24 protein-coding genes are annotated in these 24,335 nt (G+C 37.6%); 16 read left to right on the plus strand and 8 right to left on the minus strand.

What is annotated here, in order from left to right:
* Nucleotides 1–25: 25 nt before the first annotated feature.
* The 8 genes from hisIE to hisG form a co-directional block, all read right to left on the minus strand.
* Nucleotides 26–628 carry a bifunctional phosphoribosyl-AMP cyclohydrolase/phosphoribosyl-ATP diphosphatase HisIE gene (gene hisIE / locus ABIB40_RS00575; protein ID WP_354354889.1) on the minus strand — a complete coding sequence of 201 codons (603 nt, stop codon included), beginning with the start codon at nucleotides 626–628 and terminating at the stop codon, nucleotides 26–28.
* A 310-nt stretch (nucleotides 629–938) separates the two neighbouring features.
* Nucleotides 939–1,697 (minus strand): imidazole glycerol phosphate synthase subunit HisF, encoded by a 759-nt coding sequence (gene hisF, locus ABIB40_RS00580; protein WP_354355496.1) that lies wholly within the window; start codon nucleotides 1,695–1,697, stop codon nucleotides 939–941.
* Nucleotides 1,698–1,793: 96 nt separating this feature from the next.
* Entirely contained in the window at nucleotides 1,794–2,543 is a 750-nt protein-coding gene (gene hisA / locus ABIB40_RS00585; protein WP_354354891.1) for a 1-(5-phosphoribosyl)-5-[(5-phosphoribosylamino)methylideneamino]imidazole-4-carboxamide isomerase, read from the minus strand.
* Nucleotide 2,544: 1 nt separating this feature from the next.
* Entirely contained in the window at nucleotides 2,545–3,177 is a 633-nt protein-coding gene (gene hisH, locus ABIB40_RS00590; RefSeq protein ID WP_354355498.1) for an imidazole glycerol phosphate synthase subunit HisH, read from the minus strand.
* Between the two features lie 183 nt (nucleotides 3,178–3,360).
* Nucleotides 3,361–4,572: a bifunctional histidinol-phosphatase/imidazoleglycerol-phosphate dehydratase HisB gene (gene hisB / locus ABIB40_RS00595; protein WP_354354893.1), complete on the minus strand. Its 1,212-nt coding sequence runs from the start codon at nucleotides 4,570–4,572 to the stop codon at nucleotides 3,361–3,363.
* Between the two features lie 10 nt (nucleotides 4,573–4,582).
* The gene (hisC, locus tag ABIB40_RS00600) at nucleotides 4,583–5,650 is read right to left on the minus strand and encodes a histidinol-phosphate transaminase (protein WP_354354895.1); all 1,068 of its coding nucleotides are present in this window, start codon (nucleotides 5,648–5,650) and stop codon (nucleotides 4,583–4,585) included.
* Between the two features lie 28 nt (nucleotides 5,651–5,678).
* Complete coding sequence (hisD, locus tag ABIB40_RS00605; protein ID WP_354354897.1) at nucleotides 5,679–6,968, minus strand: histidinol dehydrogenase; 1,290 nt, start codon at nucleotides 6,966–6,968, stop codon at nucleotides 5,679–5,681.
* Between the two features lie 48 nt (nucleotides 6,969–7,016).
* Nucleotides 7,017–7,868, minus strand: a complete 852-nt coding sequence (hisG, locus tag ABIB40_RS00610) for an ATP phosphoribosyltransferase (RefSeq protein WP_354354899.1) — start codon at nucleotides 7,866–7,868, stop codon at nucleotides 7,017–7,019.
* 269 nt (nucleotides 7,869–8,137) lie between these two features.
* Between hisG and ABIB40_RS00615 the strand changes: the two genes are divergently transcribed.
* From ABIB40_RS00615 to rseP, 16 genes are all read left to right on the plus strand, one after another.
* Nucleotides 8,138–9,700 carry a L,D-transpeptidase scaffold domain-containing protein gene (locus ABIB40_RS00615; protein ID WP_354354901.1) on the plus strand — a complete coding sequence of 521 codons (1,563 nt, stop codon included), beginning with the start codon at nucleotides 8,138–8,140 and terminating at the stop codon, nucleotides 9,698–9,700.
* A 195-nt stretch (nucleotides 9,701–9,895) separates the two neighbouring features.
* On the plus strand, nucleotides 9,896–11,938 hold the full coding sequence (locus ABIB40_RS00620) for a BatA domain-containing protein (RefSeq protein ID WP_354354903.1): 2,043 nt from the start codon (nucleotides 9,896–9,898) through the stop codon (nucleotides 11,936–11,938).
* Nucleotides 11,935–13,194: a dihydroorotase gene (locus tag ABIB40_RS00625; protein WP_354354905.1), complete on the plus strand. Its 1,260-nt coding sequence runs from the start codon at nucleotides 11,935–11,937 to the stop codon at nucleotides 13,192–13,194. Before ABIB40_RS00620 ends, ABIB40_RS00625 begins: the two co-directional genes overlap by 4 nt.
* 38 nt (nucleotides 13,195–13,232) lie before the next feature.
* Nucleotides 13,233–13,901 (plus strand): hypothetical protein, encoded by a 669-nt coding sequence (locus ABIB40_RS00630; protein ID WP_354354907.1) that lies wholly within the window; start codon nucleotides 13,233–13,235, stop codon nucleotides 13,899–13,901.
* An 11-nt stretch (nucleotides 13,902–13,912) separates the two neighbouring features.
* On the plus strand, nucleotides 13,913–14,473 hold the full coding sequence (locus ABIB40_RS00635; protein WP_354354909.1) for a DUF4199 domain-containing protein: 561 nt from the start codon (nucleotides 13,913–13,915) through the stop codon (nucleotides 14,471–14,473).
* 65 nt (nucleotides 14,474–14,538) lie between these two features.
* Nucleotides 14,539–14,976, plus strand: coding sequence for an ATPase (locus tag ABIB40_RS00640; RefSeq protein ID WP_354354911.1), 438 nt, complete (start codon nucleotides 14,539–14,541; stop codon nucleotides 14,974–14,976).
* 126 nt (nucleotides 14,977–15,102) lie between these two features.
* Nucleotides 15,103–15,267, plus strand: a complete 165-nt coding sequence (locus ABIB40_RS00645; protein WP_354354913.1) for a hypothetical protein — start codon at nucleotides 15,103–15,105, stop codon at nucleotides 15,265–15,267.
* A gap of 158 nt (nucleotides 15,268–15,425) precedes the next feature.
* Complete coding sequence (locus tag ABIB40_RS00650; RefSeq protein WP_354354915.1) at nucleotides 15,426–16,379, plus strand: glycosyltransferase family 2 protein; 954 nt, start codon at nucleotides 15,426–15,428, stop codon at nucleotides 16,377–16,379.
* Nucleotides 16,380–16,515: 136 nt separating this feature from the next.
* Entirely contained in the window at nucleotides 16,516–17,562 is a 1,047-nt protein-coding gene (locus tag ABIB40_RS00655; protein WP_354354917.1) for a glycosyltransferase family 2 protein, read from the plus strand.
* Nucleotides 17,559–18,482, plus strand: coding sequence for a hypothetical protein (locus ABIB40_RS00660; RefSeq protein WP_354354919.1), 924 nt, complete (start codon nucleotides 17,559–17,561; stop codon nucleotides 18,480–18,482). The genes ABIB40_RS00655 and ABIB40_RS00660 overlap by 4 nt, the downstream gene beginning before the upstream one ends.
* Nucleotides 18,483–18,486: 4 nt before the next feature.
* Nucleotides 18,487–18,720, plus strand: coding sequence for a hypothetical protein (locus ABIB40_RS00665; RefSeq protein ID WP_354354921.1), 234 nt, complete (start codon nucleotides 18,487–18,489; stop codon nucleotides 18,718–18,720).
* A 3-nt stretch (nucleotides 18,721–18,723) separates the two neighbouring features.
* Nucleotides 18,724–19,335, plus strand: a complete 612-nt coding sequence (locus tag ABIB40_RS00670) for a zeta toxin family protein (RefSeq protein ID WP_354354923.1) — start codon at nucleotides 18,724–18,726, stop codon at nucleotides 19,333–19,335.
* Nucleotides 19,336–19,347: 12 nt separating this feature from the next.
* Nucleotides 19,348–20,844 (plus strand): GH3 auxin-responsive promoter family protein, encoded by a 1,497-nt coding sequence (locus ABIB40_RS00675; protein ID WP_354354925.1) that lies wholly within the window; start codon nucleotides 19,348–19,350, stop codon nucleotides 20,842–20,844.
* Nucleotides 20,845–20,926: 82 nt separating this feature from the next.
* Complete coding sequence (locus tag ABIB40_RS00680; protein WP_354354927.1) at nucleotides 20,927–21,304, plus strand: four helix bundle protein; 378 nt, start codon at nucleotides 20,927–20,929, stop codon at nucleotides 21,302–21,304.
* 154 nt (nucleotides 21,305–21,458) lie between these two features.
* Nucleotides 21,459–22,619 carry a 1-deoxy-D-xylulose-5-phosphate reductoisomerase gene (locus ABIB40_RS00685; RefSeq protein WP_354355500.1) on the plus strand — a complete coding sequence of 387 codons (1,161 nt, stop codon included), beginning with the start codon at nucleotides 21,459–21,461 and terminating at the stop codon, nucleotides 22,617–22,619.
* A gap of 175 nt (nucleotides 22,620–22,794) precedes the next feature.
* The gene (gene rseP, locus ABIB40_RS00690) at nucleotides 22,795–24,111 is read left to right on the plus strand and encodes an RIP metalloprotease RseP (protein ID WP_354354929.1); all 1,317 of its coding nucleotides are present in this window, start codon (nucleotides 22,795–22,797) and stop codon (nucleotides 24,109–24,111) included.
* Nucleotides 24,112–24,335 lie beyond the last annotated feature (224 nt).

Consider the following 24,335-nt stretch of genomic DNA (forward strand, 5'->3'; position numbering starts at 1 on the left):
AACCCTAAACCCTAAACCCTAAACCCTAATTATGTCTATCAATCAGTTTTTCAGAAACATCTTTTAAAGACAAACCTTTCTCTTTTAGCAAAAACAACAAATGAAAAACGAGGTCTGCAGCTTCGCCAACTAATTCTTCTCTCGATTCTGCAAGCGCAGCGATAACAGTTTCTACACCTTCTTCGCCAACTTTTTGGGCAATTTTATTTATGCCCTTTTTACGCATTTTGTTGATGTAAGAACCTTCAACCGGATTTTCATACCTATCAGTAATGATATTCTCAAGCTCAAAAATAAAATTCTGATTAAAATCTGTCTTAAAGCAGCTTCGGCTACCGGTATGGCAAGTCGGGCCATCAGCTTGCACCTTAATTAAAATGGTGTCGTTATCGCAGTCGTTAAAAATTTCTTTAACATGTAAGAAGTTCCCACTGGTTTCACCCTTGGTCCAAAGACGGTTTTTGGAGCGCGAAAAAAAGGTAACTTTTTGCTCCGTTTGGGTCTGCTCTAACGCTTCGCGGTTCATATAGCCAAGCATTAAAACTTCTAAAGTTTTATGGTCTTGGATAACTGTAGGAAGCAACCCATCGGTTTTATCCCAATCCAGTGAAGAAATATCTATGTTCATATATTTGTGTTTTCGTCATTGCGAGGCCAAATGTATTTTTGGAAATATTCTCGCTTTATTCATCGTTTGCTATTTTTACCTATGTAATCAAAGTCTCCTTTAGGAGATTTAAAGTTTAGCCATTTATTGCCATTATGCTTTTTCAAACTGAGAACAAAAGTGCCTTTTTAGAAGATTTAAAGTTAATTCATTTATTGCCTTTATGTTTTTCCAAACTGAGAAAAAAAGTCCCTTTTAGGCATTTAAAGTTCAATCATTTTATTGCCTTTATGTTTTTCCAAATCGAGGGGAACAGTCCCCTTTAGGGGATTTAGGGGTTTCTTACAGGAATTCCGTTCTTTCTCAATTCTCTTTTCAAATCTGGAATTAATATCTCGCCATAATGAAAAACTGAAGCTGCCAAGGCTGCATCGACATTTGCATCTTTAAAAACATCGATAAAATGCTGCATGTTTCCTGCGCCGCCAGAAGCGATGATGGGAATGCTTATGCTCTTGTTTATGGTTGCAAGCAAACCACAATCAAATCCATTTTTTGTTCCATCGTGGTCCATAGAGGTTAACAAAATCTCGCCTGCACCCAAATCTTCAGCTTGTTTTATCCATTTTTCCGTGTCAAGTTCTGTAATCAATCTTCCTCCATTCAAATGAACCTTATTTTTACCATCAACATACTTGGTGTCTACAGCCAAAACTACAAACTGTACACCAAACGCTTTGGCCAAGGTTTCAATTAATTTAGGGTTTCGTACAGCTGCAGAATTGATGCTAATTTTATCTGCACCAGCGTTTAACAAAGCTTCTGCATCGGCAATTTCTGTAATGCCGCCGCCAATGGTAAATGGAATATTTAGTTGCCTAGCCACTGATTTAACCATCTCAATCATCGTTTTTCTTCGCTCATTTGTGGCGGTAATGTCTAAAAAAACCAATTCATCAGCACCTTGTTCGCCATATTTTGCGGCAAGTTCTACCGGGTCTCCAGCATCTTGCAAATTTACAAAATTTACACCCTTAACCGTTCTGCCGTCTTTTACATCGAGGCAGGGAATAATTCGTTTACTAAGCATTTTGTATGGTTTCGTCATTGCGAGGCACTAAGCAATCTCTAAAGTGCCTAGCAAACGTTTAAGATTGCTTCATGCCTCGCAATGACGGATTTAAATTTAGATTGATGAAAGCGCCTTTAAATTCCATTCCTTAATTTCTTCTATAGAAATTCTATCTTCATAAATGGCTTTTCCTACCACTACACTTCTAATGTCAAATTTCGCCAAGGCTTTAATGTCGTCCATAGAACTTACTCCGCCAGAGGCGATGAGTTTGATAAAAGGAGAATGTTCCAGTAATTTTTTGTACAAATCTATTGCAGCGCCTTCAAGCTTTCCGTCTTTATTTATGTCGGTACATAAAAACCTAAAAAAGCCTAAATTAAGGCACTTGTCTACGTAATCCATTAACTTAATGGGCGAGCTTTCCATCCATCCAGAATATTTGATTACTTCATCTAGCACGTCTATTGCAATAACAATTCTATTTGCATAGTCGTCTTTTTTAGCAAATGCCATGCTTAATTCTCTCAGAAAATCTGGATTGGTTATGGCCTGTGTGCCAACGATAACGCGGTGTATGCCAGCATCTAACAAGTGGTTTACTTGCTCTATGGTGCGTATTCCACCACCATATTGCACCTTCATTTCAGTTTTTTTGATGATTTCGAAAAGCGATTGCTGATTGCTAAAATCTCCTTTAGCACCGTTTAAATCAATAATGTGGATAAAATCGGTTCCATTGGATTGATATTTAGCTATCATTTCTGCCAAAGAAATGTTGTACTCTGTTTTCTGTGCGTAATCTCCTTCGCGTAAGCGAACTACTTTTCCGTCTAGAATATCTATTGCGGGTATAATGTACATGTTAAAAAGTTAAATTAGAAAAGTTTTTTAGTACCTGTTCTCCGGCCTTGCCAGATTTTTCGGGATGAAATTGCACGCCAAAATAATTGTCTTTTTGTATGGCTGCAGAAAATTTCACACCGTAATCTGCCGAAGCAATGTCAAAAATAGGGTTATATTCTATAAAATAAGAATGTACGAAATAAAATTGCTCGCCATTCTGCAAACCCTTAAATAAAACCGAGTTGCCAAAGTTTATTCCGTTCCATCCCATGTGCGGGATTTTAATATCTAAAGCCTTATCGAACTTTTTAGTGTTCAATTCAACAATGTTTAAGAGTTCTGCATTGCCCTCTTCGCTGTGCGATGTTAACAACTGCATGCCCACGCAAATGCCCAATACAGGTTTTTTTAGATTTTTTATTGCATCAGCCAATCCACTGTTGACTAATTTTTCCATAGCCGCGCCTGCATGGCCAACTCCGGGTATGATAATGTGCGTATACAAGTCGAAATCGGGCGTTGTGTTGATCATTCCATAAGAAATACCTAGCCTTTCTAGCGCTGAGGTAAGCGAAAAAATATTTCCAGCACCATAATTTACTATTCCAACTCCCTGACCCCCTGAAGGGGGAATAAACTCTGGCTCATGCATAGGAAATTTTTCGTTAGTATCTTTTTGCGTCATAAGTTTTACTTTTGTGGCGTCCGAAAGATGAACCACGTTTTATAGACTTTTATCACTCTGTATAGCCAATGTTATATTAATTGTTATCTTTTTATTGCCAGCTCGCGATTGCCATCCGACTTTTCGCTCCTCCTTCAGGGGGTTGGGTGGTTATAGCATCCCCTTCGTACTCGGTAAAACCATCTTTTCGGCGTCTCTTTTAATGGCCATTTTAATGGATTTTGCAAAAGCTTTAAAAATTGATTCAATTTTATGGTGTTCGTTGCTTCCCTCTGCCTTAATATTTAAATTGCATTTTGCTGCATCGCTAAAGGATTTAAAGAAGTGGTAAAACATTTCTGTTGGCATATCGCCAACTTTTTCTCTATTGAAGTCAGCATCCCAAACCAACCAGTTTCTGCCACCAAAATCTATGGCTACTTGTGCCAAACAGTCGTCCATAGGCAAGCAAAACCCGTAACGTTCAATTCCCAACTTGTTGCCAAGCGCTTTTGCAAAAGCTTCTCCCAGGGCAATTCCAGTATCTTCTATGGTGTGGTGCTCGTCTATGTGCAGATCTCCATCGGCCAATACTTTCATGTCTATACTGCCGTGCCTAGCTATTTGATCTAGCATGTGGTCAAAAAAGTTTAATCCGGTATGTATATCGGCATTTCCCGTTCCGTCAAGATCTAAATTAATGGAGATTTTAGTTTCACTGGTGTTCCGTTGGTGACTAATTTTTCTGCTCCCAGCTGTTAGAAACATATAAATGTCCTTCCATTCCGTGGTTTCTAGCGAGATAATGTCGTCTAAAGTCTCTCTCTTTGCCAAGTTCTCATTTGCACCAAGTGCATCGTTATTGCGGATAAAAATACCTTTGCAGTTTAGGTTTTTAGCAAGTACCATATCGTTTAAGCGATCTCCAATTACAAAAGAATTAGCTAAATTATAGGGCTCACTAAAATATTTTGTAAGAAGTGCTGTTCCGGGTTTACGTGTTAGTGCATTGTCTTTTGCAAAGGTCTTATCAATAATTACTTCATCAAAACGAACACCCTCTCCCTCAAAAGTTTTTAGCATAAAATTATGGATTGGCCAGAATTTTTCCTCTGGGTTTGAAGGTGTTCCCAAGCCATCTTGATTGGTAACCATCACCAACCTAAAATCTAATTCGGTAGCAATTTTAGAGAGGTAGAATAACGCTTTTGGGTAGAAGGTAAGTTTTTCGAAACTATCTACCTGTTCGTCTTCGGGTTCTATATTCAAAGTGCCATCTCTATCTATAAACAATACTTTAACCCCCAAATCCGCTGAGGGTGATTTTTCTTTTATTTCGTTCAACCCTAAATTGCTAAAGGGGCTTTTTCCAACTTCTTTCATAATTTGCTCCTTATATTTTTACTCCCCCTTTAGGGAGTTGGGGGGTTAATACTTTAATAAGCCTATCGTTTTCTTCTTTCGTGCCCACAGTAACCCTCAAACAGCCTTCGCACAGGGTTACTTTCGATCTATCGCGCACAATAATACCTTGTTCAACCAATTCCTGATAAGTTACGGCAGCGTCTTCCACATCGATTAAAATAAAATTCGCATCGCTAGGATAAACCTTTTTAACCATCGATAATGCCGCCAATTCAACGCTTAACCTGCCTCGTTCTTCAACGGTTTCTCTAATCCATTTATTTACCTGTTCTATGTTTTTAAGCGCTTCGAAAGCAAGGTCTTGTGTGGCTTGGTTAATGTTATATGGCGGCTTAATTTTGTTTAAAATTTGAACAATCGGCTTTGATGAAAAGGCCATACCCAGGCGAAGTGCAGCTAAGCCCCAGGCTTTTGAAAAAGTCTGCAACACCACCAAGTTTGTATACTCTGTAAGCTCTTGAATAAAAGTTTTTTGCTTCGCATAGTTGATGTAGGCTTCGTCTATAACCACAATGCCATTGAAATTTGCCAACACCGTTTCAATGTCCTCTCGCCTGATAGAATTACCTGTTGGATTGTTAGGCGAGCATATAAAAATCAGTTTGGTGTTTTTATCAATCGATTCTGCAATTTTTTCCAAATCTAACTGGAAATCGGGCAACAAGTTTACTTTTTTAACTGCTATGTCGTTTATATTCGCAGATACCTCGTACATGCCATACGTAGGCGGAACGATGATTGCATTATCTACGCCCGGATTGCAAAATGCTCTAAACAGCAAATCAATAGCTTCGTCACTTCCGTTTCCTAAAAAAATATGTTCTGCAGGTACACCTTTAATTTTGCTTATTTCCGTCTTCAAGTCTTTTTGTAATGGATCCGGATAACGGTTGTAATTTGCCGGCAGGGGAGAACCGTAGCTATTTTCGTTTGCGTCTAAAAAAATAGAGGCATTTCCTTTAAACTCGTCTCGCGCAGTAGAGTAAGGTTTTAAGTTCTTAATGTTTTCTCTAACTAAGTCTTCTATGTTGATCATTCTAAAAATGATTAATATTTGTATAATTCTAAATTGAATTTTGTTGCAATCTTATCGTTACTGCATTTTTATGGCCATCTAGTCCCTCGGCAAGCGCCAGCGTTTCTACGGTTTTGGCTATATTCTTTAACCCAATTTCGCTTAATTCTTGAAAAGTAATCTTCTTAACGAAAGCATCAATTGACACGCCAGAATACGCTTTAGCAAAGCCACTTGTAGGTAAGGTATGATTGGTGCCCGAGGCATAATCTCCAACGCTCTCTGGCGTAAAATTTCCAAGAAAAACAGATCCAGCATTTACAATGTTTGGCACAATTAATTGATGGTGCTCGGTCGCTAATATTAAGTGCTCTGGAGCATATTCATTAGAAAATTCCATTGCTTCAGCAAAATTAGAAACCAAGACAGCAAAACTGTTGTTAATGGCCTTTTCTGCAACCTCCTTTCTGCTAAGCTTTGCCAGTTGCTTTGCAATTTGTGTTATTGTTTGTTCTATTATTTTAGTTGAGGTAGCCACCAAAACACTTTGGCTATCAGCTCCATGTTCTGCTTGCGCGAGCAAATCTGCAGCTAAAAATGCCGGATTTGCCGTTTCATCTGCAACTACCAAAACTTCTGATGGGCCTGCTGGCATATCGATGGCAACTCTTTTTTGAAGCATCATTTTTGCCATGGTGACGTACTTGTTGCCCGGTCCAAAAATTTTGTAAACTCTTGGTACTGTTTCAGTGCCGTAGGCCATTGCCGCTATAGCTTGTGCGCCACCAATTAAATAAATCTTATCAATTCCCAACAGTTGTGCGCAATAGGCGAGGTAGCAATTTGTTTTGCCGTCTTTTTGTGGAGGAGAACAAACCACAATTTCTTTGCAGCCAGCTATAATTGCAGGAGTGGCCAACATCAAAAAAGTGCTTGGCAATACAGCAGAACCACCTGGAACATATAGCCCCGCTTTTTCGATGGCCCTAGTTTCTCGCCAGCAAACCACGCCGCTCATTGTTTCTACTTTCTCTTCTTTATTAAGCTGCGCTTGATGGAATTTTTTAATGTTAGAAAACGCGACGTTGATAGCTGTCTTTGCTTCTTCTGGAATGGCAGCAGCGATGGCAGAGAGTTCATCTTTATCTAAAAATAGTTTTTCTAAAATTACCTTATCAAATTGCTTTGCGTAGTTAAAAATGGCATTGTCGCCTTGCAATTTTACTTGCGCAATAATCTCTTTTACGCGGTTTTTAATTTCGTCGTCGTCTTCTATTTGCCTAGAACAAATATTGTAAACTTCTAATTTAGATAAATCTCTATAGTTATAGACTTTCAATGTATTATAAATTATAATTAACCAGTAGTTAATGATTTTTTTAAGTAATTACATGATTATTTTCTCTATCGGCATAACCAAAATGCCCTCAGCTCCAGCAGCTTTTAAACTGTTAATTTTATCCCAGAAATCTTCTTCGGCAATTACAGAGTGTACAGCAACCCAATCCTCTTCGAACAATGGAATAACAGTTGGGCTCTTAACTCCGGGCAACAAATCGATTACTTGTTTGAGGTTGGCTTTTTTAATATTTAACACCACATATTTGGTGGCTTTCGCTGCAAGCACCGAACGTATTCTTTGTAGCAATTCTGCGACATCTGGATTATCCACTATCGCTTTACTTCCAATTAGCACAGCCTCGGATGACATGACATCTAAAAAGCTTTTTAGGCCGTTGCTTTTAAGGGTACCTCCAGTAGAAACAATGTCAAAAATAGCATCGCTCAAACCAAGTCCTGGGCCAATTTCTACAGAGCCAGATATGGTGCGAACATTCGCTTTAATGTTTTTCTCGTTTAAAAATTTGCCTAAAATTACAGGATACGAGGTGGCGATGGTTTTGCCAGCAAGATCTTCTACCGTTTTGAGGTCACTGTTATTTTGAACGGCAATTTTAAGGTTACATCTGCCAAAGGCCAACTTCTGTAGATAAGAAACTTTTGCACCGGTTTCGGCAATCACATTTTCGCCAACAATACCCAAATCGGCAATGCCATCCTGAACATATTCTGGTATGTCGTCATCTCTAAGAAAGAGGATTTCTAATGGGAAATTGCTCACTGAAGAAATTAGCGAGCTTTTATAGTTGTCAAAAACTAATCCACAATTTTTAAGAATTTCTACTGATTTTTCGTTTAACCTACCCGATTTTTGGATAGCGATTTTGAGTGTTTTCAAAAGTATTGATTATAACATGAACAATAAACTAAAATTTCTGGTTGTTTTGCGTACAAAACATTACTATCTACATCGCCAAAAGGCGATGGTGCAAATGTGCGTAATGTTTTAAACTTAAATCCATTTTTATTTAGTTTGTCATCAATACTTTCGACAAGTTGGAGCGACAAATATAAATCTTTTAGCTTATAAAGCGAAAATTTTTGAACAAAATTAAGAACTCGGTGTTCTGCGATAAATTTTTAATTTTGTAAAAAAAAAACTTTGATTTGAAAAAACTTATACGTTCATTATTAATTCTATCGATTTTTGTTGCCTCTTGTAATTGGTTTAAAAAACCGCCACTTATCGGTAAAGTATTATCAGAACATTTTAAAAACAAATTATACACCAAATTTGATTCTGTAATTTACGATAGTATATTTGTTAGAAAGCGGGACAGCTTTGCAAGTCATTTTTCCAATCCGAAAGTGCTGAAGGCTTTTTACCAGCTAAATGGCAACGATCCCGTGTTTGTAACTAATTTTTTTATAAACGGCCAATTAGATACGCTGCAGAGGTATTTAGGCGATAGTGGCCTGCACGGAATTAATCCAAAAATTTTTCAATTAGAAGAAATGAAGGTTTTGCTGACTAAGCTTACTTCAAATAAAGCTACAGATTTAAAGCAAATTTATCCGGTCATTGCAGATTTGGAATTGCTATCGGCTAACGCCTACTTAAACTATACAAACTATTTAAGGTATGGTATTGTAAATCCGCGTCGGGTGGTTTCTAGGTATTACATTAACGTTAGAAGACCAGATAGCGCTAAAATGATGAAAACCTTGTCGTCTGTAAACCTGGCAGATACATTGGCCGCTGTTCAACCAAAATCAGAACAGTATTTAGCGCTGCAAAAAGCTTTTATTGCCGCTAAAGATGTTTCTACAAAACGGGTTTTGAGTGTTAATATGGAGCGTAGACGCTGGCAATTACCCAACTTAGGGACTTATTTTGTACAAGTGAACGTACCCGATTTTAAACTTACTTGGTTTGATAAACTAGATACGCTAATTACCATGAAGGTTGTAGTTGGTGGCAAGCGGGAGAAAAACTACGATGAGAAATGGAAAGCCTACAAAAAATCTGGAAATATTAACGATAGACCAAAAAACCACGAAACACCGTTACTTTACAGCAAAATAAATTCGATCCAAGCCAATCCGGTCTGGAACATTCCAGTAAGTATTGCACAGAATGAAATTTATTGGATGGCTAGGAAAGATCCATACTACCTTTCTAACAGTAACATAAACGTGTATTATAAAGGCAAGTTACTCGGCGAACCCGACACCATAAATTGGACCAGATACCCTAGCGACAAATTGCCATTTAAGTTTAAACAAGGTCCTGGAGGTGGAAATGCATTAGGGAAGTTTAAATTTATTTTTGATAATGATTTTAGCATTTACTTGCACGATACCAATAACAAAAGTGGATTTCGACTGGTTGATAGGGCTATCAGCCACGGATGCGTGAGGATTGAAAACCCACTGGATTTTGCCCGCTTACTTGTAAACAGCCCTTATTCTTATGATAAACTGCGCGTACAGGTAGATTTGCCGCCAATAGACAGCACGCACAACAGTTGGTACGTTAAAAGGATGGCGGAAAGAGCAGATACCTCAAAGGTGTTTAAAATGAAATCGAGTTGGTTTGGCCCTAAAAAGCCAGTTCCGCTTATCATTACTTACTTTACAGCATGGTATCAAAACAACGAAATCCAATATTGTCCGGATGTTTATAGCCATGATGAACAGATCTGGGCAGCAATGAAAAAATTTAGGTAGATTTTAAAGATTAGTTGTTTAGGGGTTAGAAGGTTAGCGTTTAGTCGGTAAACCGTTTAGGCGTTGGGGCGATAAGTTATTAAGGCGACTTCCTAATTAGTGCACCAAGTCTTTGTTCCTTGCTCCTTAATCTTTTATTTTTTTCATCTTGTCTCAAATCTCAAATCTCTTAATTTTTCATATCTTTGATTTTTGATGAGTTTCCTGTATCCAGGCTTCCTTTTTGCGCTTTTCGCTATCGCCATTCCGGTAGTTATTCACCTGTTTAATTTTAGGCGATTTAAGAAAATATATTTCTCTAACGTAAAGTTTTTAAAAGAGGTAGAAGAGCAACATTCGTCAAAAGAAAAACTAAAGAATTTGCTTATCTTATTTGCCCGGATATTGACCATTATATTCTTGGTGCTGGCATTTGCTCAACCCTTTCTTTCTACCTCCAAAAGTGCTTCTGCTACACTTGGCAATTCGGTAAGCATCTACGTAGATAATTCTTTTAGCATGCAGGCAGCCAACAAAGATGGGATTTTGTTAGATGAAGCAAAAAGAAATGCTGCCGCGATAGTAGAAGGTTTTGGACTAAATGATCGCTTTCAATTGCTTACTAATGATTTCAGCGGAAAAGACCAGCGTTTGGTTAATAGAGAGGAATTTTTAAAGGCTTTGGATGAGGTGCATATTTCTTCCTCGACCAAAACTTTGCAACCCATCATAAATTTGCAAGAACGTATATTAAAGGGAAACGCAAATAAGTTTATTTATATTCTATCTGATTTTCAAACCAATATAACAGAAAGAAAGCGCTTAGAAGTAAGCCCAAATATAAACTACAACGCCATTAAAATAGAACCTAACAGTTTACCTAATGTTGCAGCAGATAGTGTTTACTTTTTATCGCCTAACCACCAGCCAGGGGCGAGCGAAAAGTTGGTAGTGGTACTTAAAAATTATTCTAAAGAGGTTGCCAATAACATCCCCATTAAACTTAGCATTAATGGCGCACAAAAAGGTGCAGCTGCGTTAACCATAAACCCGGGCGCTACAGCTAGAGATACCATAAATTTTTCTGGCTTAGCGGCTGGATGGCAGAAAGGTCGTTTAACCATTAAAGATTATCCGGTAAATTTTGATGATTCGCTATTCTTTAGTTTTAACGTAAACAAAAACCTACCCATTCTCGCTATAAATGGAGCGGGTACAGGTAGATACCTCAGCGCGTTATATGGTGCAGATAAGTATTTTGAGTTAAATCAAATGTCCGAAAGTAATATCGATTATGGCAGTTTCTCCCAATATAAACTCATCGTGCTAAACGGAATCAAAAATCCAACGTCTGGTTTGGCGCAGCAGGTAAAAAGCTACGTTAATGCTGGTGGAACTTTGATTATTTTACCTTACTTGAGTCCAAATTTTTCTGAGTACAATGCTTTTCTAGCCCATTTATCTTTACCAACCATTTTAAATTTAGATACAGGGCAAACAAGGATAGATAAGATAGATTTTAATCATCCGATTTTTAAATCGGTTTTTGAATCGATCCCCAAAAATATAGATTATCCAATCGTTAAGAGACATTTTTCTTTTGCTCAAAACAGCCAAAACACAGGCACTGCCATTATGCAAATCTCGAACGGGCAAACTTTATTTGGGAGTTTTCGATTAGGAAGTGGTAATATTTACCTTTCTGCAACCGGGTTTAACGGCGAGGATGGCAATTTGGCAACAAGTCCGTTGTTTGTGCCACTTATGTACAGGGCCGCATTGATGGGAAGTGCAGAGACGCCATTGTTTTATACCTTAGGGCAAGAAGACGCAGTGCTTAGTGGAAAAGTGCAGCCCGATAAAAATCAAACGTTAAAGTTATATGGCGATAAATTTGAGGCGATTCCCGAACTGCGTTCGGTTGACGGAAGAACAACGGTTTACATGGCCGATCAAATTAAGAAGACAGGTTTTTACGAGCTAAAGCTAGCCGACTCTTTAGTTTCGGTATTTGGATTTAATAATAACCGCGCAGAGTCTAATATGAAGTATTTAACAAAAGCACAAATAGAAGCCTTGGCGCCTAGTGGAGCTTTACATGTGTTCGATGCAGAAAGCGATTTTACAAAGTTTTCTTCGGGAGGAAAGGAAATAGCGCACACCTTTTGGAAACTTTGTATAATTTTGTCGCTAGTTTTTATGGCAGCAGAAATTTTGCTGGTTAGGTTTTTTGATAAAATTTCGAAACAAACAATATGAATGTTCTTGTTAAAAATGCAACGATACTTTCTCCAGAGAGCAGTAAACATAACAAAACTGTTGATGTACGGGTTGTTAGCGGCAAATTTTCTGAGCTTGGCAAGCTCGATGCCGCCGATGGGGAGAAGGTTTTCGATGCCGAAGGCGCTTATTTGAGTCCAGGTTTTTTTGATTTAAACTGTGCCTTTGGAGATCCGGGGTTTGAGACAAAAGAAGATATGCAAACGGTAACGTATGCGGCTATGGCTGGCGGTTTTACAGGCTTGGCATTGTTGCCTCAAACAGATCCAGTGGTGCAATCCAAATCTCAAGTGGCTTATGTATTAGACAAGGCAAAGGGCAACTTGGTAGCTGTTTATCCGCTTGGCGCGATAAGTCAGCAACGAGAAGGCAAAGAAATTGCAGAATTGTTTGATATGCAGCAAGCTGGGGCAATTGCATTTACTGATGGAGATAGACCGCTACAAGATGATGGTTTTATGAACAGAGCCTTGCAATATGCCAAAGGTTGCGATGCATTGTTGATGGTTTCTCCCGAAAATAAATCCATCGCCGGCAAGGCACAAATAAACGAAAGTAAAAACAGTGTATTGTTGGGCATGAAAGGTTTGCCAGCATTGGCAGAAGAAATGCACATTGCAAGAGATATTTTTTTGGCGAAGTATAATGATTGCAAAATTCACATCAACTGCGTCTCTACCGCTGGCGCTGTAGCACTCATTCGCCAGGCAAAAAAAGAAGGCGTTCAAATTAGTTGCGATGTGGCTGCACATCAATTGGTTTTTACCGAAGATTTGCTGGCAGATTTTGATAGCAACTATAAAGTCAAACCTCCTCTACGGGGCAAGGCCGATGTAGACGCGCTGATTGTTGGATTAAAAGACGGCACTATTGATGCGATTTGTTCGCAACATAGGCCAGAAGAAATAGAATTTAAAGACGTGGAGTTCGAAATTGCACATTACGGCATCATTGCACTCCAAACGGTATTGCCGCTGTTGTTGCAAGCAAAGCTTTCTCCAGGTTTAATAGTCGAAAAGCTTTCGGTAAATTCGCGGAAATTATTAAGTTTAGATGTTCCAAATATAGAAGAAGGAGAACCAGCTAATTTTGTGATCTTTGATGTGCAAAAACAATGGACATTTGATTCGGCAACAAATCGATCTAAATCTAGCAACAGCCCGTTGATGAATAAAGTGTTAACAGGAGCCGTAATTTTTGTGGCGAACAACAACAAACAGTTTAATGCAAAATAATTTTTTAAGTTCACACAATTAACAGCAACCAGATTAATATGGATAGTAAAGTAAAAAATGCCCTACATGCAGGGATAGAACAATATGCAAAACTGGCGAAAGTAGAAGCAACTACCTTTGAAACCGAACTGTCGGCTGCATTCGAACTCGATGTTAATTTTCTAGATAAAACAACATCTTTCGATGCGGTATTCGATTCTCACCCAAAATTCGAATCGTTAAGAGAAGTCTATTTTGATCTTTTGATGATTAATTTTTTTAGCAACGATGTAAAAAAACTAGAAGAAGATTATTTAGAAAGCGAAGAATGGGGAAAGATAGAAGAAGAGACCATAGATAGGGGAACGGAGTTGCTAAACTTGTTGCTTTACATAAAAGATTGCCATGATGAAGATTTAGAGCCTGATTTAGAGGATTTCTTAAAAGAGTTTCTCTTGGTAGAGGATGATGAATTTCAGGACGAGTTTGAGATTTACGAAGATTTGATAGACAACCAGCAGCTGGCAGAAGCAAGCGCTAAAGAAATTTGCCAAACGGCAAGCCAATTAAAACTGGTGCCAGAAATGGAAGATCTGTTTGTTCCTTTTATGGTGTTCTTCTCTGATGTAGAAGGCACAGAAAATTCTATGAAAGAATTGGCAGAAAACAGTGCAGAACCTGCTTTCGAAACAGCGGTTTATGCTTTAATAACCACTATAAACAAATAAACTAAATTAACATGCAACAAGAATTAATGGAGGAAAAAACAAGGCCCAATGCACTAGCGTTTAAGATTGCTATTGTTTTCTCTATCTACATCTTAGTTCTAATGGTTATCGTAAGAGCTCTTGGTATTAATCTTCAATCAGAAGATACCCCCACGTTGTATAAGGTTGTATCTGGAATTTTAAATTGGGCACCTTTTATACTTGCCATTTACTATGTGCAAATTACCCATAAAAAGGAGTTAGGAGGATTTATTACTTACGGTAGAGGGTTTTCTGCAGGTTTTAAATTTGCAGCTTACGGCGGACTATTTACCGGGATATTTATATTTCTTTACTACCAATTTATTGATCAAGCGGGAGTACAAGAAATTATGGACGCTGCTTTGGCAAAAGCAAATGGAGACGAGAATCAAATAAAAGGTATAGAGATGATGAGACCTTATTTTACCATTAGTGCTGCTTTTGGTTCTGCAGTTATGTTTACAATTACTGGATTGATAATAAGCTTAATATCTGCTGCAGTAGTTAAGAAGGAGCGTCCATTGAATTTTGTGGAAGCAGAAGAAATTTAACTTGCTGAATTTAAGAAGCCTGCAATTTTATCATATTAGTTGGTGAAATTTTCGATTCGATTTTTATGTCAAACTTTTATATTATTTCAGGTTGTAACGGAGCAGGTAAAACAACTGCATCTTTTACCGTTTTGCCAGAAATGCTGAATTGCAGAGAGTTTATAAATGCTGATGAAATAGCAAAAGGAATTTCCCCTTGCCAACCAGAAAAGGTTGCAATCCAAGCAGGTAAGATTATGTTGACTAGAATTGCTTCCTTAATTGACTCTGATAAAGACTTTGCAATTGAAACAACATTAACTACTAGAAGCTACCTAGCGACTGTTGCGTTAGTAAAGGCAAGAGGATTTTACGGAACCCTATTATATTTTTGGTTAGACAATGTAGATTTAGCGATAGAAAGGGTTAAAAATAGAGTGAGCGAAGGTGGACATTCAATTCCTGAGGATGTTATCAGAAGAAGATATCAAAAATGGAGTAAAAAATTTGAAGCTTTTTCGTGATGTGAGTGATTATTGGTTAGTTATAGATAATTCTACAGAAACCCCATCATTTATTGCAGATGGAAATCTTAATGCAGAAAATGTTATCTTTGATTTAGTAAAATGGGCGCTATTAAATAGAATTTAATGAACGAAATAGATAACAATTTAAGAATCCGAGAAAAAATCCAAAAAGGTTTATCCTTATCATTAAAGAAATTAATTTCCTACAAGAAAAAAAATGGAGGAGTTCTTGTTTTTTCAGAGAAAGGTAAAATTATAAAAATAGAAGCAATTAATTTAGTCGACTAATTCGGCCATAAATTAAGCAGAGGAAGCTTTTTTAGCTTACAGGAAAATTTGTGATTTTTTAAAAATGACAGTACGAGTGAATAAAAGAAATTGTTTAGGTCAACCTGTTAATGATTGGGTTTAGTCTTACCTTTTTATAAAGACGTTTTAAGATCACCATGGATATATCAATTGTAATTCCCTTATTAAACGAAGACGAATCGCTGCCGGAGCTTAGCGCTTGGATAAAAACGGTGATGGATGCCAATGCATTTACTTACGAAGTACTTTTTATAGATGATGGAAGTACAGATAATTCATGGAAGGTAATTGAGGAGTTGAGTATAAGCAATCTAAATATTAAAGGCATAAAGTTTAGGAGAAATTATGGAAAGTCTGCAGCTTTAAATGTGGGTTTTGAAGCTACGCAAGGCGATGTTGTGTTCACGATGGATGCCGATTTGCAAGATAGCCCAGATGAGATCCCAGAGTTGTATCGTCGCATTAAAGAAGAGAAACTAGATTTAATTTCGGGTTGGAAGAAGAAACGTTACGATCCAATTACCAAAACCATCCCAACAAAATTGTTTAATGCCGCCACCAGAAAAATGAGTGGAATTCAGTTAAATGATTTTAACTGTGGATTAAAGGCTTATAGGAGCGATGTAATTAAAACCATAGAAGTTTATGGCGAAATGCACCGTTACATTCCCGTAATTGCAAAGTGGGCAGGTTTTAACAAGATTTCTGAGCAGGTGGTAGAACACCGGGCACGTAAATACGGCACCACCAAATTTGGTTTCAGCAGGTTTATAAATGGTTTTTTAGATTTGCTATCCATCTTTTTTGTGGGCAAATTTGGCAAACGGCCAATGCACTTTTTTGGCTCAATGGGAGTGCTTAGTTTTTTGATTGGAACAATCATTGCGCTTTGGCTTATCGGCGAAAAACTATATGATATTGCGCAAGCCATTCCAATTAAACGAGAAATTACAGCGCAACCGTTATTTTACATTGCTTTGGTAGCCATTATTTTGGGTTCTCAGCTTTTTTTAACAGGTTTTGTGGCCGAATTGGTCACTAGAAGTGCACCAGAGAGAAACCACTATTTGGTAGAGAAAAAAACCCCATAGTCCCCTGAAGGGGGAATTAGCATGGTTAATAAACTAGATTACTTAAATGGCTCAACCTAAATCAAACTTTACTGAACACCCAGATGAAACTTTGGGTTTAAACTCCTCTGGTGGGTCTAGCAAACAACTGAGTTAAATGGCTCTCCCTGAATCAAACACTACTAAACACCCAGATGAATCTTTGGGTTTAGCCTCCCCCTTCAGGGGGTCGGGGGGGCTTTTCTCTATAATCATTCCACTTTACAACCGCCCGCAAGAAATTGAGGAGCTTTTGGCTACCTTGACCAAGCAGACATACACTAATTTTGAGGTGTTGATTATTGAAGACGGTTCTAAGCTCGATGCGAAAGCAATGGTTAATGCCTATTCAGGCAAATTGAACATTAGGTATTTCTTTAAAGAAAATGCCGGGCAAGGTTTTGCACGCAATTACGGTTTCGAGCATGCCAAAGGCGATTACTTTGTTGTTTTCGATTCAGATTGTTTAATCCCACCAAACTATCTAGAAATTGTAAACGCTTCACTTGCTAAAAATTGGTTAGATGCCTATGGAGGGCCAGATGCCGCACACGATAGCTTTACTGATGTTCAAAAAGCAATTAGCTACGCCATGACTTCCCCTTTTACTACGGGCGGTATTCGCGGCAATAAAAAACACGTCGGCACTTTTCATCCGCGTAGTTTTAACATGGGCGTTTCTAGGGCAGCTTGGCAAAAAGCAGGTGGGTTTTTATTAACCCGCCTGGGCGAAGACATAGAATATAGCATCAGAATTCAGAAAAATGGGTTTAAAATTGGGCTGATTCCAGATGCCATCGTTTACCATAAACGCCGTACAAGTTTTAGCCAGTTTTACAAACAACTGCACTTTTTTGGTCGGGCGCGAATAAATATTTACAAACATTTCCCTTCAGAGCTAAAATTGGTGCATTTTTTTCCGGCTGCTTTTACCCTTGGATTTATCTTCACGCTTTGCGCCAATGTATTTGGAATGCCTTTTGTGGGTATTTTAGATGCACTTTTCTTAATTTTCTTTTTGTTGATATTTTTTCACTCATGTACACAAAATAGATCTTTAAAAGTTGCACTTTTGAGTGTTGTAGCGTCCTTTATCCAACTTACAGCTTATGGCTTAGGATTTATGCAAGATTTTATAAAAAGAGTGGTGTTTAAACAATCATGATCGACTATTTAAGAGAAAGTACGTTTGCCGTAAACGATGTTATACACAAGGCCTGGACAATAACTAGAAAGCATTATTTATCTATAGCAACGCTATGCTTTTTAATGTTCATTACCTCCATGGCATCTACCATTATGTCTGGCCTTTTAAGAGAAGTAGATTTTTTCTTGAGTTTGTTTATGCTCTTAGTTTTTGTATTGCTTTACTTTACGCTAAACCTAACGCTTTTTAGATATGTTTTCCATCTTTTAGATGATGAAAAAGACGATGTGCTAATTGTGCAGACCATCCCAACCAAGGTGCAGATTGTTACTTTTCTAATTGCTTCTGTAGTTTTTGTGTTTACCTTGCTTATAATCATGTTGTTAACAGCATTTTTGCCCTTTGCTCTGTTTTACATTTTATTAAAGATTAGACTTTTTTCTGTAGATCAGAAAGTATTCAGTTCAATATCTAATGTTTTTTTACTTATTGGTTTTCTGTCGGCTTTTATCGCCTTCGTAAGACTTTCTTTTTTTCCGTTTTTCATAATAGATCGCAAAACAGATAGACTCACTTTTCAAGAGATAAGTTTTTCTAAAACCACCGGTAACTTTTTTAGAAGGATTACAAGTACTGTCAGTGCTCTTTTTACACACGCACTTTTATCCATTAAATTTAGCCTTGCGCTAACAAAAGGAAATTTTACAAAGTTGCTTTTGCTGTTGGCGGTGTTGGCCACTTTTGGCTATCTGTACGGTTATTTAAGAGACAACGATGTGCTAATTCCAGGAAAGATTTATTTAATTATTTTAACACTTTCGTTTATCTCCTTTATTATTGTGCCGCTCACGGCAGTTAGTTTAACCGTTGCCTATCGTAAAATGATGGACGAATACGAAGGAGAAGCAAATCCAACTATTTTGCATAATTTAGTTTAATCTTATGGAAGTTTTAACAGATAAAATACTAGGTAATCTGAATAATTTTGCAGATTTAGGTAGGCAAAAGGCATTTGAATTAGGGAATCCGTTCTATTATCAAGAAAAAGGAGATAATGACTATTGGAGAAAAGAATTGCCAAATGGAGAAATTTATTTAGTCCAATTTGAAGTGGAATACGATCATGAAAATCGCCCATTAAAAATAGTAGATACTTTTAAAAAACGTATTAGCTAAATAATGAGTCAACCTGAACTTTTTGTAGTTACTGGGCCAAATGCTGCTGGTAAGTCTAGTTTTATAAGAAGTAGATTAAACGATTTTTCAGGGTTCGAAATTATTATGACTGGTGTGTATAAAGACAGGACTAGGGAAGTGTTTACTAAGGCTATTCAATTAAAAAAAAGTATTGTTCTTGAAACAGTTTTTAACAACCAATCATTTATTGATTTTATTGCAGAAGCGAAAAAAGCAAATTATAAACTTAGTTTAATTTGTTTATTTCTGAATAATCCTCAACAATCGTTAAATAGAGTTGTATTAAGATATTTGGAACAGAGTGGTTTAGAAATTTCTAAGGGAAATGTTGAAATAAATTTTATGGAGAATTTTAAAAATGTTTCAAATTTTCACTTCGTTTTTGATAGAGCAGATTTCATTTATACTGGAAATAAAAATCAAAATGAGAATTTAATGACCCTAAAGGGATTGGAGATTATTGCTTACAAAGAAAATGAAAGTACATTTTTACAACTTTTTGCCAAATACGCCCTTAGCAGAGATAAGCTTTCTAAAGAAGCATTTGATATAATAGTAAAAAATATAGATTTTAATCATGGAGATTCCCTTTAGGGATTTGAGGTTATGGGGTTAAAATCTATATTAAGTAAGCCATTTGCTGCGTTTGCCGTTTGGCGGATCAATCGCTGGAAAAACAATGCAGTGGCTGCTCAGCAAAAAACAATGTTAAAGATTGTTCGAATGGCAGGCCAAACTTCTTTTGGCGTAAATCATCAATTTAACGAAATAAAAAACTATCAAGATTTTAAAAAACGCGTTCCTATAGCCGATTACGAAGAACTAAAACCATATATAGAGCGCGTGGTGGCAGGAGAGCCAGATGTATTTTGGCCCGGAAAGCCGCTTTATTTTGCCAAAACCTCTGGTACTACCTCGGGTGTTAAATATATTCCATTAACCAAAGAGTCTCTTCCCGAACACATAAAGGCTGCTAGAAATGCAATTTTAACGTACATAAACGAAACAGGTAAAGCCAATTTTGTAAACGGTAAGATGATATTTTTGCAGGGAAGCCCAACGCTGACCGAAAAAAATGGAATCAACATTGGCCGCCTTTCTGGTATTGTGGCCCACCACGTTCCGGCGTATTTGCAGAAAAATAGGTTACCCAGCTACGAGACAAATTGCATTGAGGATTGGGAACAAAAGGTAGATGCCATTGTTGAGGAAACGATATACGAAAACATGACTCTTATTTCTGGCATTCCGCCGTGGGTACAGATGTATTTCGATAAACTTTCTGAAAAAGCTGGCGGAAAACGAATAGCAGATATTTTTAGAAATTTTAGTCTGTTTATCTACGGTGGCGTAAATTTCGAACCTTATCGCGCAAAGCTGGAGGAAATTGTTGGTAAAAAAATAGATTCTATAGAAACCTATCCTGCTTCTGAGGGATTTATTGCCTATCAAGATTCGCAGAAAGATAAAGGTCTACTGTTACTGGTTGATGCAGGTATGTTTTACGAGTTCATTCCTGCCGATAAATATTACGAAGAAAATGCGCCAAGATTAATGTTGGCCGATGTAGAGTTGGATAAGAACTATGCACTTATTTTAAATACCAATGCCGGCCTTTGGGGATACAGCATTGGCGATACAGTAAAGTTTGTAAGTAAAAATCCATATAAAATTGTAGTGACGGGAAGAATTAAACATTTCATTTCGGCGTTTGGGGAACATGTAATCGGCGAAGAAGTAGAGCAAGCATTGATGAAGGTTGCCAACGATGAGGCTGCCAAAATTACAGAATTTACTGTGGCTCCGAAGGTAAACCCCATAGCAGGACTTCCGTTTCACGAGTGGTTTATAGAGTTTTCGGTTGCGCCGAATGATTTAAAGAACTTTGCCGAAAAGGTCGACAAAGCGTTACAGCAAAAAAATTCTTATTACTTTGATTTGATAGAAGGGAGGATCTTACAACCACTAAAAATACGTACGTTGCAGAAAGATGCCTTTGTAAATTATATGAAAAGCGAAGGAAAACTAGGTGGACAAAATAAAGTGCCCAGATTGAGTAACGATAGAAAATTAGCGGAGGCGCTGGAGGAGTATGTCGAGTAATGGTTGCGCTGGTCTATTGTTAGATTGTTTCATTGCTGTATTGTTAAACGGCTAGATTGCCAATACTCAACCTAAAACTTAGATGCAAAAAAATTATTTACAGCTAAATCAGATAACCGCTTACACAAAAGCTTTTCATTTAAGTAATTTGGTTTGGGAATTAGCATCAAAGTGGGATGCTTTTGCAAAATATTCAATCGGACAACAGTTTGTAAATGCGGTAGATTCTATTTCAGCTAATATTGCAGAAGATTTTGGTAGATATCATAAAAAAGATAAAATAAAATTCTATTACTATAGCTTTGGTTCTGTTAAAGAATGCTTGGACTGGAATGAAAAAGCAAAAATTAGAAAGATGATTGATGAAGAAGCCTATTCGAAGATTTTCGCAGTTTTGGAAACTTTACCAAAGGAAATTCATCAATTGATAAAATTTACGAATGAAAAGTTAAAAATTTAGCTCGCTTTGCGCGATACAATAATGTCTCGACAATAAAAACAATCTCTTCATAATTGAACAGTCTCGCAGCGATAAAACAATCTTTTAACAATTGAAAAATTTCAGCAATTCAACAATCTCTTAGCAATTGAGCACCCTAACCACACAACAATCAATAAAAAACATCGCCATTCTAGGCTCTACCGGTAGCATCGGCACCCAGGCGCTAGAAGTTATTAGAGATAATCCTGCCATTTTCAACGTTACGGTAATTACCGCAGGCAAAAATGCAGAATTGCTTATCGCGCAAGCAAAAGAATTTAAGCCCAAGGCTGTTGTTATTTGCGATGAGCGAAAATATAGCGAGGTAAAAAATGCCTTGGCAGGCTTGGAAATAGTAGTTTTTACGGGAGAAGAAGCGCTTACAGAAGTTGCTCAAATGCCAGAAACGGATGTGGTTTTAACCGCCGTAATGGGGTCCGTAGGTTTAAGGCCAACGGTGGCGGCCATAAAAGCCAGAAAAGACATCGCGCTAGCAAACAAAGAAACTTTAGTGGTTGCTGGGGAGATTATTACGCAGCTTGCCAAAGAATACGGAGTTAAAATTCTACCTGTAGATTCAGAGCATTCGGCCATTTATCAATGCTTGGTGGGAGAGGAGCAAGATAAGATAGAAAAAATTTACCTCACGGCTTCTGGTGGTCCTTTTTTAGGGAAAACCAAAGACTTTCTTTCAACCGTTAAAAAAGAGCAGGCTTTAAAACATCCTAATTGGGTAATGGGAGCAAAAATTACCATCGATTCTGCAAGCCTAATGAACAAGGGTTTAGAGGTGATAGAAGCAAAATGGTTATTTAACTTGGAGGCAGATCAGATTGACGTCATTGTGCATCCGCAGTCTATTGTGCATTCCTTGGTTCAGTTTACAGATGGCTCTATGAAAGCGCAAATGGGACTACCAGATATGAAGCTGCCCATTCAATATGCGCTCAATTATCCCGCAAGGTTAAAAAATAATTTCGAACGCTTTAACTTTTTGTCCTATCCAAACCTAAGCTTTCAACAGGCAGATACACAAACTTTTAGAAATTTGGCGCTTGCTTTCAGTGCATTAAAAAAAGCTGGCAACATGCCTTGTATTTTAAACGCAGCCAACGAAGTGGTGGTAGAGGCTTTTTTACACGACAATCTTGGTTTTTTAGAAATGAGCGACGTAATTGAACTTTGTATGGAAGAAATGAGTTTCATAGAAAAACCACATTTAGCCGATTATTTAGAAACTGACAAAGATACCCGTATCTTTGCCCGAGAATTGGTAACAAAATTTAAACGATAACATCTAATACCGAATCGCCATTCCCCTCTTGTAGAGGGGTGGTCGCAGACCGGGGGTGTTAGTTAGTAAAAAAGCCAACAAAATGTCAATGTTTAGTTGGGCTTGGATGTTTCTCAAAATAATGATAAAAATTGATGTTAATTACAAATTATAAAATACAAAATAAAAACAAGATATGAGTGGATTGATTATGGCAGGCCAACTTTTAATTGGGTTGTCTCTTTTAGTGATACTACACGAGCTAGGACATTTTTTGGCGGCGAGGGCATTTGGTATTAAAGTAGAGAAATTTTATTTGTTTTTTGATGCATGGGGATTTAAACTTTTCAGTTTTACACGCGGAGGCGTAGAGTATGGTGTGGGCTGGTTGCCATTGGGCGGTTACGTTAAAATAGCCGGTATGATTGACGAGAGTATGGATACCGAGCAGTTAAACCAGCCGATACAACCTTGGGAGTTTAGGGCAAAACCAGCTTGGCAGCGTTTAATAGTGATGCTTGGTGGTATTTTTGTAAATATAATTGTCGGCATCATTATCTTTTGGATAATGACTTTTAGCTACGGACAAACCTTTACACCGAACAGTGCGGTGGTTAACGGAATACAAGCAGGTGCACCGGCATTGAAAATTGGGTTAAAGAATGGCGATAAAATCCTTGCGATAGATGGTAAAAAGGTTGTTCGCTTTGAAGAGCTCAAAAGTTCTAAAGTGATTATGGGAGGCGGCGTGATTACGGTGCTGCGCGGAGATAAAACGTTAGAAATCAAAGTTCCTGATAATTTTTTAAGTAGTTTAAAAGATGGTAAGGCGATGTTTGTGGAGCCACGGCTTCGTACGGTGGTAGATTCGTTATTGCCAGCCGGAAACGCTATAAAAGATGGGTTGAAAGTAGGAGACAACATTACAGCAGTAAATGGTACACCTGTTTCCTATCAAGATGAGATAAAGCCAATTATTGAGGCGAATACAGGAAAAGAAGTTTTGCTCTCGCTTGTAAGAAATGGACAACCAATGGAATTGACAGCCCATGTTGGCAAAGATAGCCTTTTAGGTTATGTGCCTAATATCTCACAGATTAAGCAAGTAACCACCGACTATACTTTTTTACAGGCAATGCCAATTGGTGCAAATATGGCTTGGACTATGTTTGCCGACAACGCAAAAGGCATTGGGAAAATGGTAACAGGCAAAGTAAGTGCTCGGAACATCAGCAGTCCCGTAGGAATTGCCAAAGTGTATGGCGGTACTTTTGATTGGACGAGGTTTTGGACACTTACTGGATTGATTTCAATCGCGCTTGCATTTATGAACTTGCTTCCCATTCCGGGGCTAGATGGTGGCCATGTTGTTTTTCTTTTGATAGAGATGGTACAACGAAAACCGGTAAGTGAGAAAGTGTTGGAGAAGGCGCAAATTGTGGGTTTTGTGGTGCTTATTGGTTTGATGGTTTTTGCGTTTGGAAACGATATTTTAAAGGCTTTTGGAAAATAAGTTTGTGAATAAGACTTTCGAAACTAACTATTGTTGAATATGAAAATCGTAATTCTTATTTTCATTCTGATTAATCTGACAAATCTCGATTGGTTAATGTATAGAAAATACATCAAAAAAGAAAAGAAGATTTTTTGGGAAGAGTACTATTTTATCTGGTGATTGGATGATGTAGAATGAATTTTTTGCCGCAATGAATGGGTTTTTCTTTTCATTTGCGGCAT

The sequence above is a fragment of the Pedobacter sp. UYP30 genome, assembly GCF_040547165.1.
GTDB lineage: Bacteria > Bacteroidota > Bacteroidia > Sphingobacteriales > Sphingobacteriaceae > Pedobacter.

Excerpts from the sequence above, each read along its gene's own strand:
- hisIE (WP_354354889.1), bottom strand. The coding sequence starts at position 628 with ATGAACATAGATATTTCTTCACTGGATTGGGATAAAACCGATGGGTTG.
- hisF (WP_354355496.1), bottom strand. The coding sequence starts at position 1,697 with ATGCTTAGTAAACGAATTATTCCCTGCCTCGATGTAAAAGACGGCAGA.
- hisA (WP_354354891.1), bottom strand. The coding sequence starts at position 2,543 with ATGTACATTATACCCGCAATAGATATTCTAGACGGAAAAGTAGTTCGC.
- hisH (WP_354355498.1), bottom strand. The coding sequence starts at position 3,177 with ATGCATGAGCCAGAGTTTATTCCCCCTTCAGGGGGTCAGGGAGTTGGA.
- hisB (WP_354354893.1), bottom strand. The coding sequence starts at position 4,572 with ATGAAAGAAGTTGGAAAAAGCCCCTTTAGCAATTTAGGGTTGAACGAA.
- hisC (WP_354354895.1), bottom strand. The coding sequence starts at position 5,650 with ATGATCAACATAGAAGACTTAGTTAGAGAAAACATTAAGAACTTAAAA.
- ABIB40_RS00620 (WP_354354903.1), top strand. The coding sequence starts at position 9,896 with ATGAGTTTCCTGTATCCAGGCTTCCTTTTTGCGCTTTTCGCTATCGCC.
- ABIB40_RS00625 (WP_354354905.1), top strand. The coding sequence starts at position 11,935 with ATGAATGTTCTTGTTAAAAATGCAACGATACTTTCTCCAGAGAGCAGT.
- ABIB40_RS00630 (WP_354354907.1), top strand. The coding sequence starts at position 13,233 with ATGGATAGTAAAGTAAAAAATGCCCTACATGCAGGGATAGAACAATAT.
- ABIB40_RS00635 (WP_354354909.1), top strand. The coding sequence starts at position 13,913 with ATGCAACAAGAATTAATGGAGGAAAAAACAAGGCCCAATGCACTAGCG.
- ABIB40_RS00640 (WP_354354911.1), top strand. The coding sequence starts at position 14,539 with ATGTCAAACTTTTATATTATTTCAGGTTGTAACGGAGCAGGTAAAACA.
- ABIB40_RS00645 (WP_354354913.1), top strand. The coding sequence starts at position 15,103 with ATGAACGAAATAGATAACAATTTAAGAATCCGAGAAAAAATCCAAAAA.
- ABIB40_RS00650 (WP_354354915.1), top strand. The coding sequence starts at position 15,426 with ATGGATATATCAATTGTAATTCCCTTATTAAACGAAGACGAATCGCTG.
- ABIB40_RS00655 (WP_354354917.1), top strand. The coding sequence starts at position 16,516 with ATGGCTCTCCCTGAATCAAACACTACTAAACACCCAGATGAATCTTTG.
- ABIB40_RS00660 (WP_354354919.1), top strand. The coding sequence starts at position 17,559 with ATGATCGACTATTTAAGAGAAAGTACGTTTGCCGTAAACGATGTTATA.
- ABIB40_RS00665 (WP_354354921.1), top strand. The coding sequence starts at position 18,487 with ATGGAAGTTTTAACAGATAAAATACTAGGTAATCTGAATAATTTTGCA.
- ABIB40_RS00670 (WP_354354923.1), top strand. The coding sequence starts at position 18,724 with ATGAGTCAACCTGAACTTTTTGTAGTTACTGGGCCAAATGCTGCTGGT.
- ABIB40_RS00675 (WP_354354925.1), top strand. The coding sequence starts at position 19,348 with ATGGGGTTAAAATCTATATTAAGTAAGCCATTTGCTGCGTTTGCCGTT.
- ABIB40_RS00680 (WP_354354927.1), top strand. The coding sequence starts at position 20,927 with ATGCAAAAAAATTATTTACAGCTAAATCAGATAACCGCTTACACAAAA.
- rseP (WP_354354929.1), top strand. The coding sequence starts at position 22,795 with ATGAGTGGATTGATTATGGCAGGCCAACTTTTAATTGGGTTGTCTCTT.